The organism is Enterobacteriaceae endosymbiont of Donacia thalassina, from assembly GCF_012568245.1.
GTDB lineage: Bacteria > Pseudomonadota > Gammaproteobacteria > Enterobacterales > Enterobacteriaceae.
Window position 1 is genome coordinate 175,221 of record NZ_CP046188.1, and the last position, 18,377, is coordinate 193,597.

General features: G+C 21.1%; 14 protein-coding genes and 1 tRNA gene. 3 read left to right on the top strand and 12 right to left on the bottom strand.

Features of this window, described 5'->3' with window-relative positions:
- Window positions 1-17: 17 nt before the first annotated feature.
- Window positions 18-563 (bottom strand): oligoribonuclease, encoded by a 546-nt coding sequence (gene orn / locus GJU02_RS00855; protein ID WP_168919214.1) that lies wholly within the window; start codon window positions 561-563, stop codon window positions 18-20.
- Between the two features lie 111 nt (window positions 564-674).
- Here orn and asd point away from each other — a divergent pair, with 111 nt between their 5' ends.
- A complete protein-coding gene (gene asd / locus GJU02_RS00860; protein WP_168919215.1) occupies window positions 675-1,547 on the top strand; it encodes an archaetidylserine decarboxylase in 873 nt (290 codons plus the stop codon).
- Between the two features lie 19 nt (window positions 1,548-1,566).
- Here asd and epmA read toward each other — a convergent pair whose 3' ends face one another.
- Both epmA and efp read right to left on the bottom strand, forming a co-directional pair.
- Entirely contained in the window at window positions 1,567-2,535 is a 969-nt protein-coding gene (gene epmA / locus GJU02_RS00865; protein WP_168919216.1) for an elongation factor P--(R)-beta-lysine ligase, read from the bottom strand.
- A gap of 25 nt (window positions 2,536-2,560) precedes the next feature.
- Complete coding sequence (efp, locus tag GJU02_RS00870; protein WP_168919217.1) at window positions 2,561-3,127, bottom strand: elongation factor P; 567 nt, start codon at window positions 3,125-3,127, stop codon at window positions 2,561-2,563.
- A gap of 66 nt (window positions 3,128-3,193) precedes the next feature.
- Here efp and GJU02_RS00875 point away from each other — a divergent pair, with 66 nt between their 5' ends.
- Window positions 3,194-4,171 carry a KamA family radical SAM protein gene (locus GJU02_RS00875; protein ID WP_168919218.1) on the top strand — a complete coding sequence of 326 codons (978 nt, stop codon included), beginning with the start codon at window positions 3,194-3,196 and terminating at the stop codon, window positions 4,169-4,171.
- Between the two features lie 137 nt (window positions 4,172-4,308).
- Here the strand turns inward: GJU02_RS00875 and groL are convergent, their stop codons facing one another.
- Both groL and GJU02_RS00885 read right to left on the bottom strand, forming a co-directional pair.
- On the bottom strand, window positions 4,309-5,955 hold the full coding sequence (groL, locus tag GJU02_RS00880) for a chaperonin GroEL (RefSeq protein ID WP_168919219.1): 1,647 nt from the start codon (window positions 5,953-5,955) through the stop codon (window positions 4,309-4,311).
- Window positions 5,956-6,032: 77 nt separating this feature from the next.
- Complete coding sequence (locus GJU02_RS00885) at window positions 6,033-6,323, bottom strand: co-chaperone GroES (RefSeq protein WP_168919220.1); 291 nt, start codon at window positions 6,321-6,323, stop codon at window positions 6,033-6,035.
- A gap of 245 nt (window positions 6,324-6,568) precedes the next feature.
- On the opposite strand from GJU02_RS00885, the gene GJU02_RS00890 reads away from it, so the two are divergent.
- A tRNA-Phe gene (locus tag GJU02_RS00890) sits at window positions 6,569-6,641 on the top strand.
- Between the two features lie 85 nt (window positions 6,642-6,726).
- On the opposite strand, the gene GJU02_RS00895 is transcribed toward GJU02_RS00890, so the two are convergent.
- From GJU02_RS00895 to GJU02_RS00925, 7 genes are all read right to left on the bottom strand, one after another.
- Window positions 6,727-8,052 carry an OmpA family protein gene (locus GJU02_RS00895; RefSeq protein ID WP_168919221.1) on the bottom strand — a complete coding sequence of 442 codons (1,326 nt, stop codon included), beginning with the start codon at window positions 8,050-8,052 and terminating at the stop codon, window positions 6,727-6,729.
- Between the two features lie 123 nt (window positions 8,053-8,175).
- Window positions 8,176-9,174, bottom strand: a complete 999-nt coding sequence (gene ygfZ / locus GJU02_RS00900) for a CAF17-like 4Fe-4S cluster assembly/insertion protein YgfZ (protein WP_168919222.1) — start codon at window positions 9,172-9,174, stop codon at window positions 8,176-8,178.
- Window positions 9,175-9,214: 40 nt separating this feature from the next.
- Window positions 9,215-12,457, bottom strand: a complete 3,243-nt coding sequence (gene carB / locus GJU02_RS00905) for a carbamoyl-phosphate synthase large subunit (protein WP_168919223.1) — start codon at window positions 12,455-12,457, stop codon at window positions 9,215-9,217.
- Between the two features lies 1 nt (window position 12,458).
- Entirely contained in the window at window positions 12,459-13,604 is a 1,146-nt protein-coding gene (gene carA, locus GJU02_RS00910; RefSeq protein WP_168919459.1) for a glutamine-hydrolyzing carbamoyl-phosphate synthase small subunit, read from the bottom strand.
- 234 nt (window positions 13,605-13,838) lie between these two features.
- Window positions 13,839-15,323, bottom strand: coding sequence for a ketol-acid reductoisomerase (gene ilvC, locus GJU02_RS00915; RefSeq protein WP_168919224.1), 1,485 nt, complete (start codon window positions 15,321-15,323; stop codon window positions 13,839-13,841).
- A 211-nt stretch (window positions 15,324-15,534) separates the two neighbouring features.
- The gene (gene ilvD / locus GJU02_RS00920) at window positions 15,535-17,397 is read right to left on the bottom strand and encodes a dihydroxy-acid dehydratase (RefSeq protein WP_168919225.1); all 1,863 of its coding nucleotides are present in this window, start codon (window positions 17,395-17,397) and stop codon (window positions 15,535-15,537) included.
- Window positions 17,398-17,431: 34 nt separating this feature from the next.
- On the bottom strand, window positions 17,432-18,361 hold the full coding sequence (locus tag GJU02_RS00925; RefSeq protein ID WP_168919226.1) for a branched-chain amino acid transaminase: 930 nt from the start codon (window positions 18,359-18,361) through the stop codon (window positions 17,432-17,434).
- Window positions 18,362-18,377: the final 16 nt, after the last annotated feature.

The following is an 18,377-nucleotide window of genomic DNA, read 5'->3' on the forward strand; positions in this document are numbered from 1 at the left end:
TATATTTTAAATATTATTTATTTATTAAAAATAAATTTCTTATACATTCTTAATTCATTTATAGATTCATTTATATCATAAAAAGCACTATGTTTATGTTTTTTATTTTTTAATTTATTATAAATTTCAGGATTCCATCTTTTAATAAGTTCTTTTATTGAACTAACATCAATATTACGATAATGAAAATATTTCTCTACTTTAGGCATATAATTATATAAAAAGATACGATCTATGTAAATACTATTACCACATAAAGGTGCACTTTGTGGATTAGTCCATGACTTTAAAAATTTTAAAATATATATTTCTGCTTTTTTTTCATTAAATTTACTTCTTTTAATTTTTTTTATTAAACCTGTTTTTTTATGTATTTTTTTATTCCATGAATTCATAGAATTTAAAATATTATCTGGTTGATATATTGGAATAACTATACCTTTATTGATAATATTTAAATTAATATTAGTAATAAGAAGAGCTACTTCAATTATTCGATCTTTACTAGGATTAAGACCAGTCATTTCTAAATCTAGCCATATTAAATTATTATTTATTTGCATAAATAATATCCTTATATTTATTTTTTTATAAAAAATTTAAATTTTTAAATATTATTATATATTGTTTTTTTGTATTATATTTAAATAATTAATAAAATAATTATTCATAAAATGAAAAAAAAATTATATTTATATATACAAAATATATTACCACAATTATTAATCACAAATTTTTTTGGTTATATTTCAAAAAAAAAACTTAGTATAATAACTACTTCTTTAATATTTTTATTTATTAAAATTTATAAAATAAATATGAAAGAAACAAAATATCCTAATATTTTTTATTATAAAACTTTTAATAAATTTTTTATAAGAAAATTAAATATGGATAATAGACCTATTGATAATAATAAAAATCATATTATTCAAAATACTGATGGTACTATTAATGAATTAGGTATTATAAAAAAAAATCAAATTTTTCAGTTTAAAGGTTGTAAGTATTCACTTTATAACCTTATAGGTAAAAATAATAATATAAATAAAATTTTTACTAATGGATATTTTATTAATGTATATTTATCACCTAAAGATTATCATAGAGTACATATGTCTTATGATGGTTTTTTACTTAAAATGATATATATTCCTGGTAAATTATTTCCTGTTAATAATATAATATCTCAAAATTTATGTAATTTATTCATTTTAAATGAAAGAGTAATTTTTGTATTTAAAACATCTTTTGGTCTTATGATAAAAATTTTAATTGGAGCTCAAATAGTAGGAAGTATTTATACTTCTTGGTATGGTTCAGTAATTTCTTCTAGAAAAAATAATATTCAAATCTGGAATTGGCCATATATCCAAAATTTTTATAAAAAAGATTTTATTTTTTTAAAAAAGGGGAAAGAAATGGGTTATTTTAATATAGGTTCAACAGTAATTACTTTATTTCCACCTAATACAATTAAGTTTAACCCGCTTTTAAAAAAAGGATTAAAAACTAAAATTGGTGAATTATTAGCTTATATTATTTAGTATAAAAAAATTTTAAATATTAAGAATTTTTTATAGAAAAACTAATAGATTTATGAATAGATTTTTTTTTTAATAAAAACATAATAAATCTATCTAGACCTATAGCCATACCTGAACAATTTGGTATACCATATTTTATTGCTTTTAATAAATAAGTATCAACCTTCTTTAAAGGTAACCCTATTGATTTACGTTTATTATTATCTTCATCAAATCTTTTTTTTTGTTCTTTATAATTAGTTAATTCATGAAATCCGTTACCTAATTCAACTCCTTTAAAAAATACTTCAAATCTATTTGCTATATTTTTATTATTTATATTTATAGTTTCCATAGTTTTTTGTGATGATGGAAAATTATATATTAATATCGGAGATATATAACCTAGTTTAGGTACAATATATAAATCAAATAATATTTGTACATAATTATCTTTAGTATAAAAATTATATTTTTTGTTTATAAATCCTTTTTTTTTTAATAAAAAAAATAATTTTTGTTGACTTACATGAAAAGGATTTATTTTAAAAAATTTTAAAAAAATTTTTTTATATGAATATTTTTTAAGTTTATTAAATCCAAATTTTATAAAAAAATTATTTACTTCTAATATTAATTGTTTTAAATCATAATTTTTATGATACCATTCTAACATAGTAAATTCTGGGTTATGATATTTTCCATATTCTCCATTACGGAAACTATGACATATTTGATAAATTGAATGATTTATTTTAGATGCAAGTATCCTCTTCATATGAAATTCAGGACTAGTAATTAAAAATAATTTTTTTTTATTTTTATTATTAATAAAATTTGTACTAAATTGTTGTAAATAAATATTTGTATTTTCAAATTGAGTTAATATAGGAGTTTCTACTTCAATAAAATTTTTTTCGTCAAAAAATTTTCTTATTTTTTTAATTATAAAATTACGTTTAATTAAATCATTTGTTCTAGCACTAGTTAAGTAATTTAATTTTTTCATATTATTTTAAAAATTATATATTTTATTATTTATATCTAGAAATGTATTTTTTTTTTCTTGTATCAATTTTAATAATATCTCCTGTTTTAATAAAAACAGGAACTTTTATTATTTCCCCATTACTTATTATGGCTTGTTTATTATTATTTATTGTATCTCCTTTTAAAATTAAACTTGTATTTATTACTTTTAATTTTATAAAATTAGGTAATGTTAAAAATATAGGTATTTGATTCCAAAATGTTATTGTATAATCATATTGAGAAATCAACCATTTTTTTTTATCCCCAATAATATTACTATGAATCATAATTTGTTCAAAATTATTTTTATTCATAAAATAATAAAAATAATTTTTTTCATTATATAAATATTGTAATTTTTTTTCTAAAATATCTGCAGTATTTAAATTATCAGTAGATTTAAATGTTTTATCAATTAATTTTTCAGTAATTAAATTCCTCATTTTTATTCTTACAAATGATTGTCCCTTACCAGGTTTTACAAATTCACTAGATTCTATAATATAGGGTTGATTTAAAAATATAAATTTCATCCCAATCTTAAAATTATTACTATAGTAATTTACCATTTTAAATCTTTTTTTAAAAAAATATTAATTTATAATAATATATATTTATAAAAATAAAACTATTTTATGAAAGAATTATGGTTAAAACAATTGTCAAATAATATCAATAATAATATTGATCTTATGAAAATAACAAAAATAAAAAAAACAGATAGTAATCAATTTCTATATAAAAAAAATAATATACCTTTTAATGTAAAAATACCTTTAACTTTTATAAAAAAAATAAAAAAGAAAAATTCTAAAGATCCAATTTTATTACAATTTATTTTTAATAAAAAAGAATTAGTAAAATGTAAAAAATATAATAGTAACCCATTAAATGAAAAATTTATTATTCCTGGGATGATACATAAATATAAAAATAGAGTGTTAATATTATTAACAGGAATTTGTGCAGTACATTGTAGATATTGTTTTCGAAAAAATACTAAACAGATTAATTCAATTAAAATACGTGATTGGCATAAAATTATTAATTATATAAAAAAAAAATTAGAAATTAATGAAATTATTTTTTCTGGAGGGGATCCTTTAGTTTTAAATGATCACAAAATAAATACATTTATTAATGATATAAAAAAAATATCTCATATTAAAATATTAAGAATACATACTAGAATAATATCTATTATCCCCCAAAGAATCTCTATAAATTTATTAAAAATATTCAGTAAATGTAAATTTAATATTGTAATAGTTACACATATTAATCATCCGAATGAAATTAGTAATACATTATATGAAAAAATTAACTCTTTAAAAGAGTTAGGAATAACTATTTTAAATCAAAGTGTCTTATTAAAAGATATAAATGATCATCATGAAATTTTAATTAAATTAAGTAACAATTTATTTAATATTGGAATAATTCCATATTACTTACATCTTTTAGATAAAATAGAAGGCAGTAAACATTTTAATGTTTCTGTAAATAAAGCTAAAAAAATTATGAAAAAAATTTCATCATCTCTATCAGGATTTTTAGTTCCTAGACTAACTAAGGAAAGTTATGGAGGAAAAAATAAAAAATTTATTTTTTAAAAAAATATAAAATTAAAATATTATCATAAAAAAAGCTGTGCCTAAAATTACTGCACAGCTTATATTAATATATTAATAAAATAATAAAACTATAATTTTAAATTTATTTAACAAATTTAAAAATTCTTTAATAAGAATTACATCATACCACCCATACCGCCACCCATACCACCTGGTGGTGTATTTGAAATTTCTGATTTTTCATCTTTTGGTAAATCTGTAACCATACATTCTGTTGTAATCATAAGTCCTGCTACAGATGCTGAATATTGTAATGCTGATCTTGTAACTTTAGTAGGATCTAAAATACCAAACTTAATCATATCTCCATATTCTTCATTTGCAGCATTATATCCATAGTTACCATGTCCATCTTTTACATTATTTGCAATTACTGATGGTTCTTCTCCTGCATTAGAAACTATTTGACGTAAAGGGGCTTCCATTGCTCTTAAAGCTACTTTTATACCCATATTCTGATCTTCATTTTGACCAGTTAAATTCATTAATTTAGCTGCTACTCGTACTAAGGCTACTCCTCCACCTGCTACAACACCTTCTTCTACAGCAGCTCTAGTAGCATGTAAAGCATCTTCTACTCGAGCTTTTTTTTCTTTCATTTCTACTTCAGTTGCAGCTCCAACTTTTAATACAGCTACTCCACCTGCTAATTTTGCTACTCTTTCTTGAAGTTTTTCACGATCGTAATCAGAAGTTGCTTCATCTATTTGTTGTCTTATTTGATTAACGCGACCTGAAATATCTTTTTGTTTACCAATACCATCTATAATTGTTGTTGTATCTTTATTTATAATTATTTTTTTTGCTTGTCCAAGATCTTCTAGTGTAGTTTTTTCTAATTCTAGACCTATTTCTTCTGAAATAACATTACCACCTGTAAGAATAGCAATATCTTGTAACATAGCCTTACGACGATCTCCAAAACCTGGAGCTTTAACAGCAGCTACTTTTACTACACCACGCATAGTATTAACTACTAATGTAGCTAATGCTTCACCATCAACATCTTCAGCTATAATTAATAAAGATTTACTTGATTTTGCAACCATTTCTAAAACAGGTAAAATTTCTCTAATATTTGAAAGTTTTTTATCAACTAAAAGTATATATGGATTATCAAGTTCTACAGTGCCAGATTCTGTTTTATTGATAAAATAAGGAGATAAATATCCTCTATCAAATTGCATTCCTTCAACTACATCTAATTCATCTTGTAATCCTGTACCTTCTTCAACTGTAATAACTCCTTCTTTTCCGACTCTTTCCATAGCTTGCGCAATTAAATTTCCTACAGTTTCATCTGCATTTGCAGAAATAGTTCCTACTTGAGCTATAGATTTTGAATCAGAACAAGGTACAGAAATTACTTTTAATTCTTCTACAGCAGCTATAACAGCTTTGTCTATTCCTCTTTTTAAATCCATAGGATTCATACCAGCAGCAACAGCTTTCAACCCTTCGCTTACAATAGATTGTGCTAATACACTAGCTGTAGTTGTACCATCACCTGCTACATCATTAGCTTTGGAAGCAACTTCTTTTACCATTTGTGCTCCCATATTTTCAAATTTATCTTCTAATTCTATTTCTCTAGCAACTGTTACACCATCTTTAGTTATAGCAGGTGCACCAAATGATTTATCTAATACTACATTTCTACCTTTTGGTCCAAGAGTAATTTTAACTGCATCTGCAAGTACGTTTACACCTCGTAACATTTTTACACGAGCATCATTACCAAATTTTACGTCTTTAGCTGCCATTTTAAATATTCCTTAAATTTATTTATATTAAATTAATTAAATTTTCTATAATTTTATTTATTTAATGACAAATTTTATTATTTAATAATAGCCAAAATATCACTTTCAGACATTATAAGAACTTCTTCATCATCAATTTTTTCTGTTTTAACATTATAACCATCATTAAATATGATTATATCACCTTTTTTTACATCTAATGGTTTTACGACACCATTATCTAATATACGTCCTTTCCCTACTGCTAATACTTCACCTCTAGTAGATTTTCCTGCAGCAGAACCTGTTAATACAATTCCACCTGAAGATTTAGATTCAACTTCTTTTCTTCTTACAATAACACGATCATGTAATGGACGAATATTCATTTAATAATTCTCCTTTTAAGAAGTTTAACTATTATAAATTAATTTATTTTGAATAATGTGCACTGAAAGATAAGGACATATAACCTATGTTTCAAGTCCTGTTTAAAAAAAATTTTATTTTATAAAATTAAAAATATTAAAAAAATAAAAAAAATTTTATTTATATATTTTATATTATTTTTTTAATAAAAAATATTGACGTTTACTTATAAATATTGGCATAATGAAAATATATTTTTATATATGCCCGAATAGCTCAGTTGGTAGAGCAGTGGACTGAAAATCCCCGTGTCGGTGGTTCAATTCCGCCTTCGGGCATTTTAATTTTATTATTTAATTATTTTTATATTTTTTATTAAAAATAAAAAATGCAGAAAATATTTTTATTTTCTGCATTTTTTATTTATGATTTATATAAAAATTTATTTATTAAATATAAATTTTTTTGTATTTTATACATTTGGTCTAATTTTGAAATAATATTAAAACATTGTTTATATATAAATAATTTATTTTTAAAATTATGTATTTCATTATTTAAATAATCATTATCACCATAATTATATTTATACCCTTTATGATGATTATTCATAAAAAATAATTTTTTATTAAAAACATGTTTTTTAATGATTTTTTTAGGAATTTTCAAAATTTTTATTTCTACATAACGATCTATAACTAAACATTTTTTTAAAATTTTATAATTTTTTATTTTTAAACAATTTTTATTAATTGATAAATTACTTCCTAAACCTTTCACAATAATTATTTTTTTAATTAAATCTTTATTTTTAAATGATAAATATTCAGCAATTTTTTGTGCTCTTTTTTGTGATAAAAAATTATTATTATCTTTTTCTAAATAATCAGAATGACCTAAAATTATTATTTTATTATCATTATTTTTAGATAAATTATTATTTTTAATATTATTTTCTATAACTTTATTTAATTTTTTTTTATTTTGTTTACCTAAAATAATTTTATTAGAATTAAAATAAACTTTTGTTTTAGATAGAATATTATTATTACTATAATTATTATAATAATTATTTTTTGCTTTATTTATTAAATTTCTTATTGAAGGTAAGTGATACTTATCAGTAAATTTATAAATTAAACTTAAAGTAATCATAGAATTATTTGTTTGCTGACCTAAATCATCATAATCTTTATTTCCAATCTTACCTGCAAATTGATATTCTAACCTAGATGAAAAATTATTATTTATTAAATATTCTCCTCCTAAAACCATTAATGGAGATAAATTATAATATATATTATCTAAATTTTTATTATAATTATTTTTATCATATTGTTTATTAATAGATTTAGTAAATAAACCTCCTAAACGACTATATAAATATACATTTTTAAAGATAGGATATCTAACATTAGATGTTAATTGAATACCTTTAGATTCAAAAAAATTTATAGTATTCTCATTTTTATCTTGAATATTTTTTTTAACAGCACCTAACCAATCAAAACCTATTTCAAATCCTAAAAAATTATTAGATTGATAACCAAAAAATAATCCATTTCCTATTTTATTAAATAAAGTATATTCTTTATCATCAATGTCCTTCCCTAATAATTTAATATGATTATATTGTGATAAACCAAATTTAGAACCAAAATACCAATAATCTTTAAAATCAGATTCTGCATAAGCAATATTATAAATATTCATTATAATCATTATAAAAATAATAGTTATTTTTTTCATTTTTTTGTACAAACCCTTTATTATTGAAAGAATAATATTTATTTTAAATATTTATGATTTTAAAACATTGAAATATAATTAAAAATAAAATATAAATCGATATATTTAAAAAATGTCTTTTCATTATTCAAAAATTTTAATAATAGAAAAAATACTTTTTTTGTCTTTATTTAATCTAATTAAAGAATTTTTTAAAATATTATTTTTTAATATAACTTGTATCCATATTAAATTTAATTTTATTATTAGTGATTTTAAAATAATACTACCTCTTATTATTTTCCATTTTTGAAATTTATTTTTTTTAATTTCTAACACATCATTAAATGATGGTAAAAATTTTGCTTTTCCTTCTAATAAAAATAATTGTTTATTTTTTTTATTTTTAAAATTGATATTATTAATTATTTCTTGTCCTAAGTAACAACCCTTATTTAAATCAATAGCACGAAATGATATCATATTACTTTGTTGGGGAAAAAATAAATTACAATTATCATTAATATCAATAATAGGATAACCTATCTTCATATATAGTTTATTCCAAAAATTATTTTTTTTAAAATAAATAATTTTTTCAGGATAAAATTCTTGAATAAAAAATTGAATATTTTTTTTTGATAAAATTAAAAAATAATAATTTTTAGAAAAAAAGAATTTTAAAAAAATATTTTTTTTATAAAAAAATAATGTTTTTTTTGTAGAAAAAACATTATTTTTTCTAAAAAATTTAGAAAAAAATTTTTCATATTTTATATTAAATAATCCAAAAATTTTTTCTTTTTTATGTAAAAAAATTTTTATATCATAAAATGAAAGATATTTTTTAATATCTTCTAAATATTTTTTTAATATATTTTTTTGAATAATATATTTATAATAATTTTCAGAATATTTAAAAATATGCATATTTGTTAATATTTTACCCTGAGAATTACAATGTAATGCATTAAAAAAATTTAAATTATTATCTAATTTATTAATATTGATGGTTAATTGATTTTGTAAAAATTTTTTACTATCAGGTCCTTTTATATTTATAATTTGTAGATGATCTATATTATCAATTTTTAATATTTTATTTAAATTATAGTTTTTTGTTTTAATGTTTATTTTTTTCATATTATTGAATATATGATTTTATCAAAAATATTATTTATTTTTAAATTTTAAAATTTTTTTGTTTTAAAAAATTTTTATGTAATTCTTGTAAAGAAAATATTTTTTTTGGAAAATTTTCTCCTATAGAATCTATAGTAGCTATAGCACTATTAATAGTTGTATTATAATAAATATTATTTTTTAAAGCTAATATTCTAATTAATTTAGAATTATTAATAGATTCTTTTTTTTCTGCAGTATTAATTATATAAGTATATCTTTTATTTTTTATAAAGTTAATTACATTAGGTTGTTTTTCTGTAGATTTTCTAACTGTTTTAACTAATAAATTTAATTTTTTTAAAAATTCAGCAGTTCCATATGTAGCTTCAATTTTAAATCCATAATTTATTAATTTTTGTACTATTGGAAAAATTAATTTTTTATCTTGATTATGTACAGAAATTAATATAATACCTTTATTTTTAATAAAAACTTTAGTACCTAACATTGCTTTATAAAATGCCTCAGCAAAAGAAAATCCTATACCCATAACTTCTCCTGTAGATTTCATTTCAGGACCTAAAATAGGGTCTATATTATCAAATTTATTAAAAGGTAACATTACTTCTTTTACAGAAAAATATTGTGGAATAATTTCTTTTCTAAGATTTAAATCTGATAAAGTTTTACCTATCATAACTAATGCTCCCATTTTTGCTAATGGTATATTTATTGCTTTAGAAATAAATGGAACTGTTCTAGAAGCTCTAGGATTAACTTCTATTATATAAATTTCTTTATTTTTTATAGCAAATTGAATATTTATTAATCCACATACATTAATTTTAATAGCTAATTTTTTCGTCTGATTTTTAATTTCTTTTAAAATACTTTTACTTAAAGTTCTTGTAGGAAATGAACAAGCAGAATCTCCAGAATGAATTCCTACATATTCAATATGTTCCATAATCCCACCTATAAAAACATTTTCTCGATCACAAATAGCATCTACATCAACTTCTATTGCATTTTTTAAAAATTTTTCTAATAAAACAGGAACATTATTCTGTATATTTAATAAATAATAATTTTTTAAATTTTCTTCATTATATACTATTTCCATAGATCTACCTCCTAAAACATAAGAAGGTCTTACTATTATTGGGAAACCAATTATATTTGCTTTCATTAAAGCTTCATTTAAATTTTTTACTATATAATTTTGAGATTGTTTTAATTTTAAAAAATTAATAATATATTGAAATTTTTTTCTATCTTCAGCTAAATCTATAGATCTAGGATCAGTACCTATAATATTAACATTTTCTTTTTCTAATTTTTTAGCTAAATTTAATGGAGTTTGTCCCCCATATTGTATTATTACTCCTAAAGGTTTTTCTATTCTAATAATTTCTAATATATTTTCTAAAGTAATAGGTTCAAAATATAAACGATCTGAAATATCATAATCAGTAGAAACGGTTTCTGGATTACAATTAATCATAATTGTTTCAAAATTATTTTTACGTAATATTATTGATGCATGTACACAACAATAATCAAATTCAATACCTTGACCTATTCTATTAGGTCCACTACCTAAAATTATAATTTTTTTTTTATTATTACTAGGATTAGCTTCACATTCTTTTTCATAAGTTGAATATATATAAGCAGTATTTGTTTTAAATTCAGCAGCACATGTATCAACTCTTTTATATACTGGATGTATATTTAAATTATATCTTAATGTTCTTATTTTTTTTTCAGATACATTTAATAATGTAGCTAATCTAGCATCTGAAAATCCTTTTTTTTTTAAATTAAAAAAATATTCTTTATTATATAAATATTTTATACCTAATATTATTATTTTATTTTCAATATTAATTAAATTTTCTATTTGTAATAAAAACCATTTATCTATTTTAGAATAATTATATATTTTTTTAATAGACATACCTATTCTTATAGCATCTGCAATAAATCTAATTCTATCAGGACCTGGTTTTTTTAGTTCTTTTATAATTAAATTATAATTTTTTTTGTTTTTGATTAAATCAGTTTTAGGATTAAATCCATTAATTCCTATTTCTAAACTACATAATGCTTTTTGGATAGATTCTTGAAAAGATCTACCTATAGACATAATTTCTCCTACAGATTTCATTTGTGTTGTTAATCTATCATTAGCATTATGAAATTTTTCAAAATTAAATCTAGGTATTTTAGTTACTATATAATCAATAGATGGTTCAAAAGCAGCAGTAATACGATTATTTGTTATATCATTTCTTAATTCATCTAATGTATAACCAATAGAAAGTTTGGCAGATATTTTTGCAATTGGGAATCCTGTAGCCTTAGATGCTAATGCAGATGAACGTGAAACACGAGGATTCATTTCAATTACCATTAATTTACCTGTATTTGGATGGACAGCAAATTGTACATTAGCTCCTCCTGCTTTAATACCCATAGACTCCATAATTAATATGGAAGCATTTCTCATTATTTGATATTCTTTATCAGATAAAGTTTGTGCAGGGGCTACTGTAATTGAATCTCCTGTATGTATACCCATAGGATCTAAATTTTCAATAGAACATATAATAATAGAATTACCATTTTGATCTTTTATAATCTCCATTTCATATTCTTTCCACCCTATTAATGATTCATCTATAATTAATTCATTATTAGGCGATAAATTTAATCCATTTTTACAAATTTTTTCAAATTCAATTATATTATTTGCTACTCCTCCTCCACTTCCCCCCATAGTAAATGATGGTCTCACAATACATGGAAAACCAATTTTTTTAATATTATGTTTTGCTTCATTTATATTCTTAGCAATAAAAGAAGAAGGAACATTAAATCCTAATTTTTTAATAATATTTGCAAAATAATAACGATTTTCTGCTTTATTTATAGTTTCTATTGAAACTCCAATAGTTTCTACATTAAATTTATTTAAAATATTATTTTTATGTAAATCTAAAATACAATTTAAAGCTGTTTGCCCACCCATTGTTGGTAAAATTACATCAGGTTTTTCTTTTTCTATAATTTTAGTAATAGTTTCCCAGTTCATAGGTTCTATATATGTAATATCAGCAATATCAGGATCAGTCATAATAGTAGCAGGATTAGAATTAACTAAAATTAAATTATATCCTTCTTCTTTTAAAGCTTTACATGCCTGAGTACCAGCATAATCAAATTCGCAAGCTTGTCCAATAATAATTGGGCCAGATCCTAAAATCATAATATTTCTTATATCAGTACGTTTTGGCATTTTATAATCTCTTATATTTTTTTATACAATAAATTTGAATTAATTCTATAAAATAATCAAATAAAATAGATGCATCATGGGGTCCAGGACTAGCTTCAGGATGTCCTTGAAAACCAAAAGCAGGTTTATTAATATAATGAATTCCTTGTATAGTGTTATCAAATAGAGATTTATGTGTAATTTCTAAATTTTTAGGAATATTATTTTCATCAATAGTAAATCCATGATTTTGAGTTGTAATCAATACTTTATTATTTTTTAGATCTTTAACAGGATGATTACTTCCATGATGGCCTATATCCATTTTTTTAATTTTTGCTCCACTTGCAATAGCTAATATTTGATGACCAAAACAAACACCAAAAATTGGAATATTTATTGTTAAAAATTTTTTTATAGTGTTTATAATAGAAAGACATGGAGTAGGATCTCCTGGGCCATTAGATAAAAAAATACCATCTGGATTTAATAAAATTATATTTTCATAACTAGTAAACGCTGATACAACAGTAATTTTACATTTTCTATCAATAAACATTTTTAAAATACTTCTTTTTACACCAAAATCTATTACTACAATATGCATTGAAAATATATAATTTTTAATTACTTTAATATTTTTATTTCCTTTAACCCAAGAATAATTTTCTTTTGTTGTAATATTTTTAATTAAATTTAATCCTTGTAATCCTTTATATGCATTAATTTTTTTAATAATTTTTTTATAATTAATATTTTTTTTAGTAACAATTAATCCTATTTTAGTAATTTTTTTATCACGTATTAATTTTGTTAAATATCTAGTATCTATACCTTCAATAGCAATAATATTTTTCTTTTTAAGAAAAATATCTAGATTTTCTGTACTACGATAATTACTTGATATTTTTGATAAATTATTAATAATAATGCCCTTTAAATAAATTTTTGATGATTCATTATCTTTTAAATTAGTACCAACATTACCAATGTGAGGATATGTAAAAGTTATAATTTGTTTATAATAAGACGGGTCAGTAATTATTTCTTGATATCCAGTAATTGCAGTATTAAATACTATTTCTCCTATAACTATTCCATCAACTCCTATAGATTTTCCTAAAAGTTTAGTTCCATCTTCCATTAAAACTATGGCTGTATTATTCAATTTATTCTCCATAATTTATATAAAAATACATTTTAAAATATTATATATTTATACTATTTTTTTATATAAATATTTTATATTAAAATTTTATATAAAAAATATAATTATTAATTAATTTAAAATATTTTTAAAATTTTATAAAATAAATTTTAAATGGAAAATGTTAAATTAATATTTTATATTAAAATTAAATTACTCTCCTTATAAAAAAGAAAAGAGAGTAAATTTTTTATTTTATTTTTTATTATTAACTAAAGATTTCATATGAATCATATAATTTCTTAAAAAATAACCTATTTTTTCAATAGGATGATTTCTAATATCATGGTTTAAATCACGTAAATATTTATTATTTATAAATTTATTTTTTATTTTTGTAATACCTAAATCTTCTGATGTAAGATTATCTATAAAATTTTTTAATAAAGGAATAGCATTATTAGAAAATAAATAATTACCGTATTCAGCTGTATCTGATATAACTTTATTCATTTCATATAATTTTTTTCTTGCAATAGTATTAGCAATTAAAGGTAATTCATGTAATGATTCATAATATGCTGATGCAGATGATATTCCTGATTCTATCATTAATTCAAATGCTAATTCGACACTACTTTTAATAATAGCAATTATAAAAATACCTTTATCAAAATATTCTTGTTCTTTTATATTATTATTTTTATCATTTTTCATTTTTTCAAAATTATTATTTTTATATATTTTTCTCCATTTAATTAAATTATAATTATTATTATTCCAATCTTTTATAAGTTCTTTTGAAAAATTTCCTGAAATAATATTATCAATATGTATTTTAAATAAAGGTTTTAATTTTTTTTTTAAAATTAATGATAATTCATAAGCATGTATCTTACTAAGATTATTTAATCTATCCATCATTAAACTAATACCTCCTTGTTTTAAGGCTTCTGTAATATATTCCCATCCAAATTGAATTAATTGTGAAGCATATGATGCATTAATATTTAATTTTAATAATTTATCAAATAATAAAATAGATGTTGTTTGTAGTATTCCACATAATACTGTTTGTTCTCCCATTAAATCTGATTTTACTTCAGCAGAAAAAGATGATTCTAGTACACCAGCTTTATGACTTCCAATTGCATAAGCCCATGATTTAGCTATTTTTAATCCATTTATATTTTTAGGATTATTTTGATGAATAGCAATTAAAGCTGGTACACCAAATCCTCTTTTAAATTCTTCTCTTACTTCAGTACCAGGACATTTTGGAGCTACCATAATTACAGTAATATTTTTTGGAATTTTTTCTCCTTCTTCAATAATATTGAATCCATGAGAATATCCTAATGTTGCTCCTTTTTTTATTAAATGTTTAATATTTTTTAAAACATTATGATGTTTATTATCAGGAGTTAAATTAATAATTAAATCTGCATGAGGTATTAATTCTTGATAAGTACCAATATTAAATCCATTATTATATGCTTTTTGCCAGGATAAATTTTTATTTTTTATTGATTCTGTTTTTAATGCATATGAAATATTTAATCCAGAATCTCTCATATTTAATCCTTGATTTAATCCTTGAGCTCCACAACCTATAATAACAATTTTTTTATTTTTTAAATATTTTATACCATTTACAAATTCTTCAAATTGCATTAATCTACATTTTTGTAAAGTTTTTAACTTTTTACGAAAATTTAAATTATTAAAATAATTATTCATTTAATAATCCTATATTTTATTAATAAAATTAATATTTAATTAGTTTAATAAATATTTTTAATAAAAATATTTATTAAATATTAATAAATATTATCTTATTCTTTACTAAAAAATTATATATATTTTAAATTAAAATTTTTTATTTATAAATTTATACTGTAATTAATAATGAAATTATTTTAAATTTTTTTTTAAAATATTAATTTATAATTTATTTATAATCTAATTTATTTTTATCTCTTACAGCACCTTTATCTGCACTAGTTACCCAAAAAGCATATGCTTTCAGTGCAAAAGAAACTTTTCTTTTTCTTTTTAAAAAAGGAGTATATGCTAATTTACCTCTTTTTTTTTCTTTATTAATTCTATTATTTAGTATAGAAGATGAAATATCTAATTTTATAGACCTATTTGGAATATTAATTTTAATAATGTCATTATTTTTTACCAAGGCTATAATTCCTTTATTTGCAGCTTCTGGAGAAATATGACCTATAGATAAACCAGAAGTACCTCCAGAAAATCTTCCATCTGTAATTAAAGCACAATATTTATCTAATTTCATTGATTTTAAATAAGATGTCGGATATAACATTTCTTGCATTCCTGGTCCTCCTTTAGGACCTTCATACCTTATAACAATAACATCACCAGGAAAAATTTTTTTATTTAAAATTGCATATATTGCAGATTCTTGACTATCAAATACTTTTGCTTTTCCTGTAAAAATCATTAATTTTTTATTTACACTAGCAGTTTTAACAACACATCCATCTTTAGCAAGATTACCATATAAAACAGCTAATCCTCCATCTTTACTAAATGCATATTTATAAGAACGAATACACCCTTTTTTTCTATCTTGATCTAAACTATGCCACATTTTATTTTGTGAAAAAGGGTGTATTGTTTTTATATTACCAGGAGCTGATTGGTAAAATTTTTTAATTTTTATATTTTTTGTAATAGTAATATCATATTTATGAATAGTTTCTTCAATTGTTAATCCTAATATATTTTTAGCACTTTTATTTATTAACTTAATTTTATTTAATTCTCCTAAAATTCCTATTACTCCACCTGCTCTATGAAAATCTTCCATATAAAATTTATTTGTACTAGGAGAAATCATGCATAACCACGGTGTATTTTTTGATAATTGATCAATTTTTTTTAAATTAAATGAAACTTTTGTTTCTTGTGATAATGCTAACATATGCAATATTGTATTTGTTGACCCACCCATTGCAATATCTAACATAGTTGCATTTTCAAATGCTTTTTGATTAATAATGTTTTTAGGTAAAAAACTAATTTCATTATTTAAATAATATTTTTTTGTAATTTCTACTATTTTTTGTGCTGATTTTATACATAACTTTTTACGATTTATATGAGTAGATAATAAAGATCCATTTCCTGGTAAAGCTAATCCTAAAGCTTCAACTATACAATTCATAGAATTAGCTGTAAACATTCCAGAACAAGAACCACAAGTTGGACAAGCATTTAATTCTATTTCTTTTATATATTTATCAGATTGTTCTAATTTTCCTGATTGAACCATAGCATCTACTAAATCAATCTTTTGAATTTTTTGTGTTCCTTTTATATTAATTTTTCCTGCTTCCATTGGACCACCAGATATAAATACAGTAGGTATATTTAATCGTAAACTAGCCATTAACATTCCTGGAGTAATTTTATCACAATTAGATATACAAATCATAGAATCAACACAATGTGCATTTATAACATACTCTATAGAATCAGCAATAAGTTCTCTAGAAGGTAAAGAATATAACATACCATTATGACCCATAGCTATTCCATCATCTATTGCTATAGTATTAAATTCTTTTGGTACTCCTCCATTTTTTTTAATTTCAGTAGCAATAATTTTACTTAATGTTTGTAAATGTATATGGCCAGGAACAAATTCTGAGAAAGAATTAACTATAGCAATAATAGGTTTGTTAAAGTCTTCATCATTCATACCTGTAGCTCTCCAAAGAGCTCTAGCTCCAGCCATATTACGGCCTTTTGTTGTAGTAAACGAACGATAATTAGGCATTTTTTCTTCTTTTTTAAAAAAATTTATAAAATAATTATTTTTTAATATAATCTAACCAATTCCATTTATCTTTTATTTTCCCTTCAAATAAATATAAAAATTCTTTTTGTATATTTTTTGTAACTCTTCCTCTTTTTCCATTATTAATTAATATATTATCTACACTACATACAGGAGTAATTTCAGCTGCTGTTCCTGTTAAAAATATTTCATCAGATAAATATAAAGATTCTCTTAAAATTAAACATTCTTTTATTTTTAAATTAAGATTTTTAGCTATTTTTAAAACTGAATCTCTAGTAATTCCTGGGAGGATTGATGAATTTAGTGGGGGAGTAAATAAAATATTATTTTTAATTTGAAAAATATTTTCACCAGCTCCCTCTGAAACAAAACCAAAACTATCTAAAGCAATTCCTTCATCATATCCATTTCTACGTGCTTCACTTCCAATTAATAAAGAAGATAAATAATTACCTCCTGCTTTTGCTAAACTAGGTATAGTATTAGGTTTTATTCTATTCCATGAAGATATCATTGTATTAATACCATTTTTTTTTGCATTATTACCAAGATAATCTTTCCATGGAAATGCACTAATCATTATGTCTGTATAATAATTTTTAGGTGGATTAATACCTAAACCTACATCTCCTATAAATACTAAAATTCTAATATAAGCTTCATCTAATTTATTAATATTTATTATAATATGAATAGCATTCATTATTTCTTGTATAGTAAATTTTAATGGAAAACGATAAATTTTAGCAGAATTATATAAACGATTAATATGATCTTTATGACGAAAAATAGCTGGTCCTTTATGTGATTTATAACATCTAATGCCTTCAAAAACAGATGTTCCATAATGTAATGCATGAGTCATAACACTAATTTTAGCATCTTCCCATTTTATAATATTACCGTTTAACCAAATAAAATCTGCTTTTTTTATAGACATTATTATATTTCCTTAT